15 protein-coding genes, 1 pseudogene and 1 riboswitch are annotated in these 14,451 nt (G+C 59.4%); of the genes and pseudogenes, 9 read left to right on the top strand and 7 right to left on the bottom strand.

Going from position 1 to position 14,451, the window contains the following annotated elements; all coding sequences use genetic code 11:
- A partial coding sequence (locus tag F4V54_RS08195) for a transglycosylase family protein (RefSeq protein WP_150386817.1) occupies window positions 1–361 on the bottom strand: 361 nt, incomplete at its 3' end.
- 11 nt (window positions 362–372) lie between these two features.
- A riboswitch (cyclic di-AMP (ydaO/yuaA leader) is annotated at window positions 373–585 on the bottom strand.
- Between the two features lie 311 nt (window positions 586–896).
- On the opposite strand from F4V54_RS08195, the gene F4V54_RS08190 reads away from it, so the two are divergent.
- Complete coding sequence (locus F4V54_RS08190; RefSeq protein ID WP_034666039.1) at window positions 897–1,280, top strand: cold-shock protein; 384 nt, start codon at window positions 897–899, stop codon at window positions 1,278–1,280.
- Between the two features lie 15 nt (window positions 1,281–1,295).
- Here the strand turns inward: F4V54_RS08190 and F4V54_RS08185 are convergent, their stop codons facing one another.
- On the bottom strand, window positions 1,296–1,814 hold the full coding sequence (locus F4V54_RS08185; RefSeq protein WP_150386816.1) for a DUF2771 domain-containing protein: 519 nt from the start codon (window positions 1,812–1,814) through the stop codon (window positions 1,296–1,298).
- An 11-nt stretch (window positions 1,815–1,825) separates the two neighbouring features.
- The gene (locus F4V54_RS08180; RefSeq protein ID WP_150386815.1) at window positions 1,826–2,623 is read right to left on the bottom strand and encodes a glutaminyl-peptide cyclotransferase; all 798 of its coding nucleotides are present in this window, start codon (window positions 2,621–2,623) and stop codon (window positions 1,826–1,828) included.
- A 29-nt stretch (window positions 2,624–2,652) separates the two neighbouring features.
- Between F4V54_RS08180 and F4V54_RS08175 the strand changes: the two genes are divergently transcribed.
- From F4V54_RS08175 to F4V54_RS08165, 3 genes are all read left to right on the top strand, one after another.
- Window positions 2,653–3,408 carry a DUF3027 domain-containing protein gene (locus tag F4V54_RS08175; RefSeq protein WP_150386814.1) on the top strand — a complete coding sequence of 252 codons (756 nt, stop codon included), beginning with the start codon at window positions 2,653–2,655 and terminating at the stop codon, window positions 3,406–3,408.
- A gap of 168 nt (window positions 3,409–3,576) precedes the next feature.
- A complete protein-coding gene (locus tag F4V54_RS08170) occupies window positions 3,577–5,070 on the top strand; it encodes an NCS2 family permease (RefSeq protein ID WP_150386813.1) in 1,494 nt (497 codons plus the stop codon).
- Between the two features lie 21 nt (window positions 5,071–5,091).
- Window positions 5,092–5,922, top strand: coding sequence for a TrmH family RNA methyltransferase (locus tag F4V54_RS08165; RefSeq protein WP_150386812.1), 831 nt, complete (start codon window positions 5,092–5,094; stop codon window positions 5,920–5,922).
- On the opposite strand, the gene F4V54_RS08160 is transcribed toward F4V54_RS08165, so the two are convergent.
- The 3 genes from F4V54_RS08160 to serC form a co-directional block, all read right to left on the bottom strand.
- Window positions 5,919–6,764: a DUF6928 family protein gene (locus F4V54_RS08160; RefSeq protein ID WP_102724332.1), complete on the bottom strand. Its 846-nt coding sequence runs from the start codon at window positions 6,762–6,764 to the stop codon at window positions 5,919–5,921. The genes F4V54_RS08165 and F4V54_RS08160 overlap by 4 nt on opposite strands.
- Window positions 6,765–6,770: 6 nt before the next feature.
- Entirely contained in the window at window positions 6,771–7,769 is a 999-nt protein-coding gene (sepH, locus tag F4V54_RS08155) for a septation protein SepH (RefSeq protein ID WP_150386811.1), read from the bottom strand.
- Window positions 7,770–7,858: 89 nt separating this feature from the next.
- A complete protein-coding gene (serC, locus tag F4V54_RS08150) occupies window positions 7,859–8,986 on the bottom strand; it encodes a phosphoserine transaminase (protein ID WP_150386810.1) in 1,128 nt (375 codons plus the stop codon).
- 242 nt (window positions 8,987–9,228) lie between these two features.
- On the opposite strand from serC, the gene F4V54_RS08145 reads away from it, so the two are divergent.
- From F4V54_RS08145 to F4V54_RS08125, 5 genes are all read left to right on the top strand, one after another.
- The gene (locus F4V54_RS08145; protein WP_170253132.1) at window positions 9,229–10,524 is read left to right on the top strand and encodes a citrate synthase; all 1,296 of its coding nucleotides are present in this window, start codon (window positions 9,229–9,231) and stop codon (window positions 10,522–10,524) included.
- Between the two features lie 140 nt (window positions 10,525–10,664).
- Window positions 10,665–11,024, top strand: a complete 360-nt coding sequence (locus tag F4V54_RS08140; RefSeq protein ID WP_150386809.1) for an FKBP-type peptidyl-prolyl cis-trans isomerase — start codon at window positions 10,665–10,667, stop codon at window positions 11,022–11,024.
- Window positions 11,025–11,028: 4 nt separating this feature from the next.
- Complete coding sequence (locus F4V54_RS08135; protein ID WP_034666066.1) at window positions 11,029–11,877, top strand: aldo/keto reductase; 849 nt, start codon at window positions 11,029–11,031, stop codon at window positions 11,875–11,877.
- 159 nt (window positions 11,878–12,036) lie between these two features.
- A complete protein-coding gene (locus tag F4V54_RS08130) occupies window positions 12,037–12,378 on the top strand; it encodes a DUF485 domain-containing protein (RefSeq protein WP_034666068.1) in 342 nt (113 codons plus the stop codon).
- Window positions 12,379–12,381: 3 nt separating this feature from the next.
- Window positions 12,382–14,037: a solute symporter family protein gene (locus F4V54_RS08125; RefSeq protein ID WP_052093111.1), complete on the top strand. Its 1,656-nt coding sequence runs from the start codon at window positions 12,382–12,384 to the stop codon at window positions 14,035–14,037.
- Window positions 14,038–14,239: 202 nt separating this feature from the next.
- Here the strand turns inward: F4V54_RS08125 and F4V54_RS11495 are convergent.
- Window positions 14,240–14,451 (bottom strand): annotated as a pseudogene (locus tag F4V54_RS11495) (Tat pathway signal sequence domain protein); the annotation flags it as partial.

Genomic DNA, 14,451 nt, shown 5'->3' with positions numbered 1-14,451 from the left:
TGGGGGCGGAACGCAGGCCAAGACGAGCGGAGCAAGCCGGCCATGCGCCCCAGCCCTGGGCGGCGAGGGTGCGCTCAGCGACGGCGATCTGCTGCTCGCGTGTTGCCTGGTGAGCGTACGGTGCAAACTGGCCACCGCCATGTGCGCGCCAGGTGCTAGCGGAGAACTGCAGGCCACCGTAGTAGCCATTGCCGGTGTTGATGTGCCAGTTGCCGCCAGCCTCGCACTGGGCCAGGCGGTCCCAGTCAGAATCCGGGGCTGCGTTAGCGATCGGATTGATCAGGGCGGTTGCCGCAACAGCTGCGGAAGCGCCAGCTGCTACCTTGGAAAACGTGCGGCTCTGCTTGCTGTGACGTCCCATATGGGTATTCAAGTTCCTCTCTTGTTAAGCGTTTGCGAGGTGAGCTGTCGGGTTCAGGCTGAGGTCTTAGTAAGGTGCCTGGCCGCGTGTGCGGCTTCACCCCAGCGGGTTTCACTGGCCGGTTGTGGCCGGTGAGGGTTCCCGCGGTGCACGGCCACCGAGGTGGGTTCGTGCGGGTGGGTCCCCCGCTTATGTCCTTATGGAGTTTGTCGCAGTGATCGCTGGACACAATTCAACGTGGCAATCATGCGATTAGGGTTGGCCCCTGTGAGGGCATGCCGGTAACTCTAGCTGTTTATAACGATTAGGTCACGTTGTTTTCTAGAATTGTTATTAATGTGACTGACGTGACGCACTTTCCGGGGTGACTAACTGCAGGAACTGCGTAAATGTAATCTTTGTGAGGTGTCTCACACGTCGTTGCGTGTGTCGCCAGAGTGCGGCACGGCGTAACTTTATGGGACCGCGTTGCGTGGCGGGTATACTCGCGGTTTTCACGCGAGAATAACGCGATACACATAAGGGTGTGACAACGATGCCAGTAGGAAAAGTGAAGTGGTTCGACGCCGACAAGGGCTTCGGTTTTGCCTCTAACCCGGGGGACGAGGATGTCTACGTTGGTAAAAACGTGCTGCCCGAGGGTGTGGATGAGCTCTTCCCAGGCCAGCGGATCGAGTTTGATTTTGCTGCCGGCCGTCGTGGCCCCCAGGCGCTGCGGGTGAAGGTGCTCGATGAGCCGCGCCGTCGCCCGGTGAATCGTCGCAAGCCAGCGGAGCTCAGCAGCATGCTTGCCGACGTCATGTCGATGCTGGAAACGCAGGTCCAGCCGGCACTTGATGCTGGCCGCTACCCGGAGCGGAAGGAAGGGCGCCAGATCGCGGAGATCCTGCGTGCGGTGGCGAAAGAGCTAGATTCCTAAGGCGCCGAAGGTGCTTTAGGCTGCTTCGGTGCTGAAAGCCCAGGTAGCCATGACCGGGGTCTCTTCGCCAGCGCCGTCCTGGCCGACCATGAGGCAGGACACTTCCATGACAACAAGGCTGGCATTGGAGTTGGATTCACTGCGGATAGGCACATCTACTTCATCGGCTTCACCGGGAGTGAAGGTGCGTTCGCTGTTGGCCGCAGGGTCGTCGTAAATGCTGAGCAGTGACCACTGCAAAACGGAGACATCTTTGGGCACGCTGATGCGCACGGCATCAGCGCCGTCCGCGTCGATGGTGGCAACAGAGCCTTCTGGGCAGTTTTCCCCGAATTCACAGACACTGAACGGTGTGGTTGTGGCGGAGTTTTCACCGGCAGTGGCCGTCACTTCAATCTCCTGTGGCGGGGTACTGGGACGGTTATTTCGCCACTCCATGTAGAAGTACAGTGCGGCAACGATGCCCACGATCATCACCGCGATGATGGCAAGCATGGCTATGGAGCGTTGGTCCCGTGTCTTCTTGCTACCCATACCCAAGCAGTCTATCCGTGGCTTGTGTCCGGAATGAAGGTGACCCGGTACATGTCCGGCCAGCGTTTACCGGTGATGTAGAACTCATCGCCCTCGATGTGCGCGATACCGTTGAGTACGTGGTTGGGGTCCGGGGTGGCGTTGTTGGGAACACCAGAGGCATCAATAACCGCTTCTACTACTCCTGTGGTCGCGTCGATCCGAACGATGTCTGTGCTGGTGAAGATGTTGGCATAAATATCTTCACCCACGCACTCAAGCTCATTGAGCCCGCTTAGAGGTGAGCCGTTCAGCGTTACGGTGAAGCGTTCACGTTGCGCCAAGGTGTCCGGGTCCATGCGTCGCAGCTCGCTGGTGCCATCCGAGAAGATCACCTCACCGGCATCCGGCCGGGCACACAAGCCCCAGCCTTCACCCTCATAGGTAGCGCGACTGATTTCCTCGAGAGTTTCCGCGTCCCGTTTGATGGCGGTGTTGTTTTGCCAGGTGAGTTGCCACAGGGAGCCGTCGATAAGCGTGATGCCCTCCCCGAAAAATTCAGGGGCGAGATCCTGGCTGGCAAGCTCGCGCCCATCCACCGTGCTGCGATAAATGCGGGAAGCCCCTTCCATCCCGGTGCCCACATAAAGCGTGCCGTCTGGGCCGAGCTCAAGTCCCTGCGTGAAGCTTGTTTCATCAAAAGGCAACCGTTCCTCGATGTGGGCGGTGAGATGCAGGGCACCTTCATCACCCTGCTTGTGGGAGCCGGAACAAGAAACAAGAAGCGGCACGGCAAACAGCAGTGCAGCAGCGCGCGAAAATTGGGCCATGGGCTCTATCTTGCAACACGTCAGCCATAATGGTTGATGTGACACAAAGAAAGACCCGTCGCAACCGCGAAGCAAACAACACTCCTGCAAGCCCCTTGCTTGGTCAACGGGCGGTCAACGTTGCGCGTGAGGCGCTGCATGAGCTCGATCATGGAAAAGTGGGGGAACATATTGGTGTCAGTGGCTTGAGTAGTAACACTGCTACGCACCGCTTTGAGGCAACCGTACCGGGCTACACCGGGTGGGAGTGGAATGCGGTGGTGGCCTGTGCAACGGGCTCGGATTACATCACGGTGAGTGAGGTTGCGCTGGTTCCCGCGCCCACGGGTGAAGCGCTGCAAGCGCCCGATTGGGTGCCATACTCGGATCGCCTCCGCCCGGGTGATCTTGGCCCCGGCGACCTGATGGAGCCAGCGCATGATGATGAGCGCTTGACAGCGGATTCCTTCGCGCCGGATGCCGTGACGTTCCCGGGCCGTGAGACCGCGCAGTATCTCACAAAAACTGGCCTTGATGCCGCAAAGGATCGATGGCGTCGCGGGGATTTTGGCCCCAATTCCGCGCACGCCTCTCAGGCGGCGCTGCAGTGTAAGACCTGTGCTTTTTTCATTCCGGCAGGAGAGCCGATCGGCTACAACTTCGGTGTCTGCGCCAATGAATACTCCGCCGATGGGCGCGTTGTCTCCGCCGCGTATGGCTGTGGCGCGCACTCAGAAACGAAGGTTGATTCCGAAGAACTTGATGCGGGCGGAGAGCTTTTCGACGATGAAAAGCCCCTCTTCTAACCCCACCCCTCAATGTGGTGACAGACACAGCTGCTCATTTTGTAAAACCGGCAACTAGGTGGGACGCTATCCCCGTCATGTTTCTGCTTCCGTGAGCCGGTGCGCGCCCCAAGTGGTCCCGTGCGTGGTTTGTGGGGGCGCTTTTCCGTGTTAAAAGGACAAGTTTTTATGAGTTCGAACACCACAGATTCTGCGAAGGTGGAACATCTTTCGGAGAAGAAACCGGACGCTGAAGCGCGCTCTGGCCTGGACCGTTTCTTCCACATCTCGGAGCGGGGCTCCACGGTGGCTACGGAGGTCCGCGCTGGCGTGGTCACCTTCTTCGCCATGGCGTACATCGTCCTGTTGAACCCGTTGATCCTGGGTACTGGTGAAGACTCCGTGGGCACCGTACTGGGCATTCCGCAGGTTGCTGCCGCTACCGCACTGGTGGCCGGCGTCATGTGTATTTTGTTCGGCGTTGTGGCGAATTACCCGTTTGGTATCGCCGCTGGCCTGGGCCTGAACACCTTGGTGGCTGTCACCCTGGTGGGTACGGAGGGCCTGACGTGGGCACAGGCGATGGGCCTAGTGGTCATTGACGGTATCATTATCGTTCTTCTAGCTGTTTCCGGTTTCCGCTCCGCCGTCTTCCGAGCTATTCCGCCCTCGATGAAGGCTGCTATCGGCGTGGGCATTGGCATGTTCATTGCCATGATCGGATTCGTGGATGCTGGCTTTGTTCGCCGTATCCCTGATGCCGCTATGACCACCGTTCCAGTACAGCTGGGCATCAACGGTTCCATTGCTTCGTGGCCGACATTCGTGTTTGTTCTTGGCCTGTTCATCTGTGGCTTCATGGTTGCGCGCCGTATTCCGGGTGGCCTGTTCATCGGTATCGTGCTCAACACCACCATCGCCCTTATTATTGAGCGGGTCACGGGCGCCGGATCGTCCGCTGAGACCGGCCCGACGGGCTGGAATCTGGCTGTTCCGACTCTGCCGGACTCTTTCGGTGGCGTGCCTGATCTGTCCATCGTGGGCAACGTCGACCTGCTCGGTGCCTTTACTCAGGTTGGTGTTGTCACCGCTTCACTGCTGGTGTTCACTCTGGTGCTGGCTAACTTCTTCGACGCTATGGGCACGATGACGGCTCTGGGCCGTCAGGCAAACCTCACGGATGAAAATGGCGAGCTACCGGACATGAAGAAGGCGCTCGTTGTTGAGGGCTTTGGCGCTATCGCTGGTGGTGCTGGTTCTGCTTCCTCCGCAACGGTCTACGTTGACTCGTCTGCCGGTATCGCGGATGGTGCACGCACTGGTCTGGCCAACATTGTGACTGGCCTGCTGTTCCTGGCCGCCATGTTCTTCACCCCACTGTATGAGATCGTGCCGATTGAGGCTGCTGCACCAGTGCTGGTCATCGTTGGTGCACTCATGATGATGCAGGTGGGTGAGATCGAATGGTCCCGCTTTGATATTGCACTGCCGGCCTTCCTCACCATCGTGGCAATGCCGTTTACCTACTCCATCGCCCATGGCATCGGCATTGGCTTCATCACCTTCGCGCTGTTCGCAGTGTTCGCTGGCCGTGCGAAGGAAATTCACTGGATCATGTGGTTGATCTCCGCGCTGTTCGTGGTGTTCTTTGCCATGGATCCGATCATGGCTGCGATCTCCTAAGTCACCCACGATTGGTAGCGAATGATCCCCATCAATGATCCCGCTGACCCGCGGTTGGATGTTATCCGTGATTTGAAGAAAGCGGACAACTCCCGCGCGTATGTTTTCGGGGAAGGCCCGCTCGTTGCCGGCCGGGTGGTGGATTCGCGCTACCCGCTGCGCTGCATCATCGGCTTTGAAAAGAAGGTTGACACCTTCCGCACTCAACGTGCGGAAGAAGGTCTCCCACCGATTGAGGCCCCGATCTACACCGTGACCCGCGAGCTACTCGCCGAGGTGGTGGGCTATGACATGCACCGTGGGCTCATCGCGGTAGCGGATAGGGCAGGGGAGCCTGATGTCGGTGAGCTGCTAGATGCGCGCACGCTCGTGGTCCTTGAGGGGGTCGGCGACCACGAGAATATCGGGGCTATTTTCCGCAATGCTGCCGGCATGGGAGTGGGCGGTGTGCTGTTGGGGTCTGGCACGGCAGATCCTTTGTATCGCCGCAGCGTGCGCGTGTCTATGGGGCATGTGCTCCGCTTGCCGTTCGCGCATCTGGACGGCACATCCACCACGTGGCAGCGTTCGCTTGAACAGCTGCGCCAGGCCGGTTTCCGGTTGATTTCGCTCACACCCGATGATCGCGCCGTCCATCTCGCGGAAGCGCTTGTCGACGCCGCCGGTAACCCCTGGCCCAAAGTCGCCCTCCTCGTCGGCGGGGAAGGACCTGGCCTGACAGAACATGCGATGCGTGCGACGGACGTCCGCGCCCGCATCCCCATGGCGCCAGGCACAGACTCCCTGAACGTGGCAACGTCAGCAGCTATTGCGTTTTATGAACGCGACCGTGGGATAGTGGGGCTGAGCTAGCGGTCGGAGTGACGGAGCCGTTCTTTCACCGTCTCCTTGAGGTTGCGCCAGCGTCGCGTCACATCGCGCCCAATCCGACGTGCCACTTTGGCGGAAGCGTCGGCGAGTTCTGCGAACTCGTCGTTCGTTTCTTCGGCTTCCTCATAGTCGTCATAATCTGCATTCGCTGAGGAAAACTTGGCGGCAACATCGGCGACATTCTTGGCCCCTGGGGTGCGTTGCTCCACCTTGGGTTCTGGGCGCCCGTCAACGGCGTAAGCCACCACATTGATGTCGGGGCCATCGGGGGAGATGTCCACACCTAGCCAACTGCGCTGGGCAGCGTGCATGAGATCAACTGGCTCAAAGGGCAGTGAGATACCACCGAGTTGATCGGCGCGTTCTCCAGCCCAAAACGGGGCTTCAAACCCATCCGGCAGCCCGAGGTCTTCGATGAGCTCATTGCGCGTCGCGCACAGGGAACGGCGCACCGTATCCCCATTGAAGCGGGCAAAACCGGCGTAGCCCTCGCCTTCGTCGATGCCCTCCGCAAAGACGAAAACATCCGCTGCGGGCACCGCCCGGCGAAGGTTGGTGGGGATGTCGGAGAGCTTGCCGCAGTCGTCGATATGCGTCTGCAGGACAGCGACCCCCGGATAGCCGGCAATGTAGAACTCATCACGGCTACTGGGCGCAGAGCGGTTTAGCGGGAACTGGCCAATCGGCGTGATTGGCCAGCGCGGATTGAGCTGCGCGAGCAATTTGCGGCCAAAGCCACGGTCAGCGTGTGGCTCTGCTTCCAATACCGCGGCCGAATCAGCGGCGTTGATGTACCAGAAAGTGACTACGGCTGAGACTCCCATAAAGCCCTACTTCTTCGGACGCTTCGTGTTCGTGCGCACCCCAAGAAGCACGTCCTCCCAGTGCGGCGTGACAGCCTTACGCCGGCGCTTCTTCGGTTTCACATGCTCCTCCGGGATGTGCAGCACGTCGCCTTCCGCGAAAAGATCAGGCTGGGCGTGGTGCGTCTGTTGCCGCTGTTCGGCAGGAGCAGCGGGAGCGTCCTGCTCGTAATTCACTGCCACGGCGGACAGTGAACGCACCGGCTGTGCAAACGAGGGGTCGATCAGATCCGCTGCAACCGCATCGCGCGGTTCCGTAGTGGGGGCAGAGCCCATTGTGCGGTGGAAAGACCATTCAGCGCTGTGCTCCTGCAGGCCAGCCTGCCACGTCAAGCGCACCACCCACGGTTCGCCGACGTTCCGGACCGCATCCCACGTGGCCTCGGACAGGGCGTGACCGCGGGAAGAGAAGCTCAACGCGAGGACCTCATATAGCGTGTCCGGCGCCGGACCATCTGCACGGACCGGATGGGACTGCTTCGCAACCTCCGCAACCTGGGCGCGCTCCAGCAACACCGGATGGGCATACGGCTCCACGCGACTAATGGCCACGCCCATCTCCTCAGCGAGTTCCTCAGTGCTTGCTCCCGCACGGATTCGTGCCTGAATATCCTTCGGGCGCAGCGATAGGGGAGTGGCAAACAGCGGGTCCGGCTCCGCAGGCGTGCGTTCGACGGGGGAAGACTTTGTCTCGGGATTTTCAGGCTCCGGTGTACAAAGCGTCAGGTTTGGCCCGCCACGTTCTTCATTCCTCGCTTCCTCGACAGGCTCAGCTTCGGCGACCTCAAGGTTCTCATCATCCTCGCCAGAACCGCTGTTCACGGAAGTATCTTCGACGGTGGTGAGTGTCGGTGCGGCCGGCGGGACAAGGTCCTCGCGTGAAATGCAGAACTTTTCTCCGTCAAGGGCGCGCAGCACCCACAGAGAGTCGGTCGATTCGTCCGCAACAACAAAGAGCTCGCGCATCGCTGTCTCCTTACACCTAAGTCAATCAAAAAGACAGCTTAACTGACACGCAATCTCTTATTTGGTTGCGGCGGTAGGGATTTCACTCTTTACTTCTCGCCGACGCCCTGGGACAGCATAAAGTCAATTGCACCAGTGAGCTTGACTACGTCCTCGGTGTCAATCGCCGGGAACATGCCGATGCGCAGCTGGTTACGGCCCAGCTTGCGGTACGGTTCCACGTCGAGGATGCCGCCTGCGCGCAGAGCCTTAGCCAGCTCAGCGGCGTCGATGGAATCATCAAAATCGATGGTGCCCACAACGTAGGAGCGCTTGTCTACATCCGCAACGAACGGCGTTGCGTGCGCATTGCCCTCCGCCCAGGAGTAGAGCGCATCCGAATTTGCCTTGGTGCGGGCAACCATGCCGTCCAAGCCACCATTGTCATTCATCCACTTGACTTGGTCTGCCAGCATGAGCAGCGTCGCCACAGCAGGGGTGTTGTAGGTCTGGTTCTTGCGGGAATTATCCACAGCAGTCTGCAGATCCAGGAAGGCCGGGATGAAACGACCGGACTCCTTGATCTTGGCAATACGCTCAATGGCAGCCGGGCTCATGGCCGCGAACCACAGGCCACCGTCTGACGCGAAGCACTTCTGCGGGGAGAAGTAGTACGCATCAGCATTTCGCATATCGACGGGTAGGCCACCGGCGCCCGACGTTGCGTCGATAAGCACGAGCGCATCAGTATCCGGGCGGATGACAGGAACCATGGCACCGGTGGAGGTCTCATTATGAGCCCACGCGACGACGTCTGCGTCGGTGCCATCCAGCGCGGAAGGGGAGGGGGCGCTGCCCGGCTGCGCCTCAACCACCTGCGGCTCATCCAGCCACGGAGCCTGCTTGGAGGCCTTAGCGAACTTGGAGGAGAACTCACCAAACGTCAGGTGTGCAGACTTCTTCTCAATCAAACCGAAGGTCGCCGCATCCCAGAAAGCAGTAGCGCCACCAAGCGACAAGACGATCTCGTAGCCCTCCGGGAGAGAGAACAGCTCTGCAAGACCCTCGCGGACCTCACCCACAACATTCTTCACCGCAGGCTGGCGGTGGGAGGTACCAATGATGTGTGCACCGTTAGTGATCGCGTCCAACTGGGCAGGGCGGACTTTGGAAGGGCCACAGCCAAAGCGACCGTCGTGAGGTGAAAATTCTTGCGGAAGAGCTGGATACTCGGACATTCGGGACCCTTCTTTCAGGCTTCAAAATGGCATCGGTGTGGCACTAACTCTAGCCCGCGGGGGTAATTGTGGTGTAACGGGGGAAGTGGAGTTTTTGTCTCTACCGTCACATCCTCAGGGCGCGGTCCTGATAGAGTGAATTTATGCCAATTCTGGCGCTTGGCTCGTGCTTAGCCCGTAGGTTATTTCACCTGCGGAAACTAGCCGCAGGCGTCGCTCAACGACTCTTTGAAAGGTTCATTGTGGCTTCTGAGAACAACGACAAGGTAGTACTTAACTACCCCGGCGGCGAGTATGAGATGGATCTCATCCGCGCCTCCGAGGGAAATGACGGCTTTGTGCTGGGCAACCTCCTCGGACAGACCGGCCTGGTCACCTTCGACCCGGGCTACGTTTCTACGGGTTCCACCGAGTCCAAGATCACCTACATCGATGGTGACGCAGGCATCCTGCGCTACCGTGGCTACGACATCGCTGACCTGGCTAACAACGCCACGTTCAACGAGGTGTCCTACCTGCTGATCAACGGTGAGCTACCGACTGAGGATGAGCTAGAGACCTTCTCCAGCAACATCCGCCACCACACCCTCCTGGATGAGGACTTCAAGGCGGCCTTCAACGTCTTCCCGCGTGACGCACACCCGATGGCTGTGCTGGCCTCGTCCGTCAACATTCTGTCCGCTTACTACCAGGACCAGCTCAACCCGCTGGACGAGGAGCAGCTGGACAAGGCAACCGTTCGCCTCATGGCAAAGGTGCCGATGTTGGCGGCATACGCTTACCGCGCATCCCAGGGTAAGCCGTACATGTACCCGAACAACGCCCTGAGCCCGCGCGAGAACTTCCTGCGCATGATGTTCGGTTACCCGACCGAGCCGTACGAGGTTGACCCGGTTGTTGTGAACGCCCTGGACAAGCTGCTCATCCTGCACGCTGACCACGAGCAGAACTGCTCCACCTCCACCGTCCGCATGATCGGTTCCGCACAGGCAAACATGTTCGTGTCCATCGCTGGTGGCATCAACGCTCTGGCTGGCCCGCTGCACGGTGGCGCTAACCAGGCTGTGCTGGAGATGCTCGAGGATATCCAGGAGAACAACGGTGGCGACGCTTCTGACTTCATGAACCGCGTGAAGAACAAGGAGAAGGGCGTCCGCTTGATGGGCTTTGGCCACCGCGTGTACAAGAACTACGACCCGCGCGCTGCCATCGTCAAGGAATCCGCACACGAGGTGCTCAACCACCTGGGCGGCGACAGCCTGCTCGACCTGGCTATGGAGCTCGAGGAGATCGCACTCAAGGACGACTACTTCATCGAGCGCAAGCTGTACCCGAACGTGGACTTCTACACCGGCCTGATCTACCGCGCCATGGGCTTCCCGACGGATTTCTTCACCGTCCTCTTCGCCATCGGCCGTCTGCCGGGCTGGATCGCTCACTACCGCGAGCAGCTGGCAATGAACTCCAAGATCAACCGTCCACGTCAGATCTACACCGGCGCAACGCAGCGTGAGTTCGTTCCGCGCGATCAGCGCTAACGCTCCTTCGGTGTGACTAAACAAGCACGCTGAAGACAGCGAATCCGCCGAAAGCGGGATGCACCGTATAATCAGGGGCTCACCGTTTCGGCGGTTTCGCGTTTAACAAGCGGGATACCCAAACCAAGGAGAAATCTTTCATGGATAAGCCCACTATTGACGTACCTCAGGATCCGGCACCGGACGGCCTAGTGATTGAGGACATTGTTGCCGGTGACGGCGACGAAGCGAAGGCAGGTGGCATGGTCAAGGTCCACTACGTGGGCGTGGACTACCAGACCGGCGAGGAGTTTGATAGCTCCTGGGACCGTGGCGAGGCCGCTGAGTTCCCCCTGACCGGCCTCATCGAAGGATGGCAGCAAGGCATCCCCGGTATGAAGGTGGGCGGCCGCCGCTCGCTGACCATCCCGCCGGAAATGGCCTACGGCCCCGCCGGTGGCGGACACCCGTTGTCGGGCCGCACCCTCATCTTTGTCATCGATCTGCTTGAGGCGAACTAGAACAATGGTTGGTACCCTTTCTCCCCGCGACATTCCACATGCCACCTTGAACGATGGTCATGAGTTACCTCTTGTGGGGCTGGGTACCTACAAACTCACCGGCCCGGACACGGTGAACATTATCCGCCGGGCCATCGACTGCGGTTACCGCCACTTTGACACTGCCTCCTTGTACGGCAATGAGGCAGAGGTAGGCCGCGCAGTACGTGAGGCGATCGCGGCGGGGGATGTGGTGCGTGAAGAACTGTTTATTACGTCCAAGCTATGGAACGATGATCAGCCTCGTGCCACGGAAGCCTTCCACGAATCGCTGCGTCGGCTGGACCTCGACCACGTGGATCTGTTCATGGTCCACTGGCCGTGGCCCCAAAACGGCACCTTTGTCGCCGCATATGAAGCACTGCTAGAACAGCGTGAAGCAGGGCTTATCAGGACAGTGGGGGTAGCGAATTTTTACGAAGAAACACTGGATGAACTCATCGCAGCAACGGGGGTCGCACCTGCCGTGAACCAAGTCGAACTTCATGCCGGTTTCACGCAGCCGGAATTACGGGACTACCACGCCCGCCACAACATTCTCACGGAGGCATGGGCGCCGCTGGGCAGGGGAGAGATCCTCGACAGCTCTCAGATCACACAGGTTGCTGCTGCCTACGGCGCAACACCCGCGCAGATCGCCCTAGCGTATCTCGTTTCCCAAGGGATCTCTGTCATCCCGAAGACGAGCAGTGCGCAGCGTCTTAAGGGGAATATCGCGGCTGCCAGCATCACGCTTGACCGCGAATCTTTGGATCTCCTCGACACTATCCCTGGTGAACGCCAGTCTAATGATCCGCGCATGTTCCCTGGATAGTGGTGGGGAGGGGACGCCGATTAGCAATGCTCTGGGTGGGGCTAGTCAACGGGGGTGACTTTTGGAAATTTATTTAATTTAATTGGCAAAACTGTCTCCCGGTTGTGTGTTCTAGGTTACTTTTTTCACATCCGATTCATTTTTCCGAAAGGAGTAGCCATGGCTGAAGGCTCGCCCGCTGTAAAACAGCGACGGGAACCAACGCCTCAGGAATTCGTGGAAATGCAGGCTAGCCCGCAGTTCCAGGAACTGCGAAGCACCTACCGCAAGTTCACATTCCCGGTGTCTATCGCATTTTTCCTCTGGTACATCTTCTACGTCGTGTACGCCACATTCTGGCCGGAGGTCATGGCGAAGCCATTCCTGGGTATGAACGTAGGTCTCTGGCTGGGTGTCGCCCAGTTCATCACTACGTTCCTGATTACCTGGGCATACGTGGTGTATGCCAACAAGAACATTGAGCCGCGCGCAGCGGCGATCCGCGAAGAGATGGAGGGCTAAGACATGAACCCTGACGTATTCATCCTGGCCCAAGAGCAAACCGCGGCAGCCGGTAACCCGATTCTCAACATCGCTGTCTTCGCCGCATTCATCATTGTCACAATGGCAATTGTGACGAAGGTGGGTAAGTCCACCTCCGAGGCCTCTGACTTCTACACCGGTGGTGCCCAGTTCTCCGGTACCCAGAATGGTCTGGCCATTGCCGGCGACTACCTGTCCGCTGCATCCTTCCTAGGCATCGTCGGCGCCATTGCTCTCTCTGGCTACGACGGCTTCCTGTACTCCATTGGCTTCTTCGTCGCATGGCTGGTGGCCCTCCTGCTCGTGGCGGAACCACTGCGTAACGTGGGCCGCTTCACCATGGCTGACGTGCTGTCCTTCCGCCTGCGACAGAAGCCGGTGCGCGTGGCAGCTGCCTTTGGCACCCTCTTTGTCTCCCTGTTCTACCTCATCGCCCAGATGGCTGGTGCCGGCTCCCTGGTGTCCGTCCTCCTGGACCTGCACACCTTCAGCGCTCAGGCAATCTGTGTTGCGATCGTTGGTGTGATCATGATCGCCTACGTTCTCATCGGCGGCATGAAGGGCACCACCTATGTTCAGATGATCAAGGCAGTGCTGCTCGTCGGTGCGGTGGCGATTATGACCATCCTCTGCTTCATCGCAGTCAAGGGTGGCATGAATGCACTGTTCGACAAAGCCGTGGAAATGCACGCCGGTTCCGAGCACATTCAGAAGGCTGGCTATGAGGCGTCTGAGATCCTCCAACCGGGCCTGAAATACGGCGGCTCCTTGACTAGCCAGCTCGACTTCATCTCTCTGGGTCTGTCCCTGGTTCTGGGTACCGCTGGTCTCCCACACGTTCTCATGCGCTTTTACACCGTGCCTACAGCCACGGAGGCACGTAAGTCCGTGACCTGGGCAATCGTCCTCATCGGTGCGTTTTACCTGATGACTCTGGTTCTCGGCTACGCTGCCGCTGGACTCGTCGGCCCGGACACGATCAACGCTGCACCGGGTAAGGCGAATGCTGCCGCACCGCTGCTGGCTCTGGAAATCGGTGGCTCGGTCTTCATGGCCGTCGTGTCCGCGGTGGCCTTCGCAACGGTGCTCGCCGTGGTGGCTGGCCTGGCTATCACCGCCTCCGCCTCTATCGCACACGACATCTACAACGCTGTGCTTCGCGACGGTCAAGCGTCCGAAGAAGAGCAGGTCCGTGTTTCCCGCGTCACCGTGGTTGTCATTGGCATCCTGGCCATCGTCCTGGGCATCCTGGCAATGCGTCAGAACGTTGCCTTCCTTGTATCCTTGGCGTTCGCCATCGCGGCATCCGCTAACCTGCCGACGATCCTTTTCTCCCTTTACTGGAAGCGCTTCAACACCGCTGGCGCAGTGGCTTCCATGTATACGGGCCTCATCGTGGCGCTGGTTCTCATCGTCCTGTCCCCGGCAGTCTCTGGCAGCGAAACTGCAATGTTCCCGAACGCTGACTGGGCTATCTTCCCGCTGACCAGCCCGGGTCTCGTGTCCATCCCGGCTGCGTTCCTGGCTGGCATCATCGCCACCTTCGTAGGCAAGCCGGACAAACTGGATGAACTCCAGGCTGAGATGGAAGTCCGCTCGCTTACCGGTGTTGGTGTGGAGGCCCCAGTGGACCACTAAACACGAGGCGACGGTTTCGGGCGCTCGCCCCAGCGTATGTTCCATGCGGAAGAAGGAGGCCACCCTGGCGGGTGACCTCCTTTGTGCTTGCGGTGCATAGCCATGACCTAAACCTAGCTTTCTAGATCCAGCTTATTGGCGGTTTTGGGCTGATTAGCTGGTCCTGAATAGCTGGGTTTAGCTAGTGGGTTTCGCCGTTGCCCTACCGGATGAACTGCCGCGCGAAGTTCACGGCGTTTTGAATGTCTTGTCCGTTGATGTTGGATGCGAAGCGCTGTGCCTCTGAGGACAAGGCCTCCGGGGAGGGGTTGGTGAAGTTGGGCAGGGAGGAGTTCTCTGGAATGCGGAAACCTGGTGCCGGTGCGGCGGGGGCACCGGGCCGGCCCGGTGCCGAAGCCGGGGGTGGAGCGACGA

It is taken from the genome of Corynebacterium tuscaniense (genome assembly GCF_008693065.1).
GTDB lineage: Bacteria > Actinomycetota > Actinomycetes > Mycobacteriales > Mycobacteriaceae > Corynebacterium > Corynebacterium tuscaniense.
The sequence above is the reverse complement of the archived record's forward strand: the minus strand, read 5'-3'. Positions and strand labels throughout refer to the sequence as shown.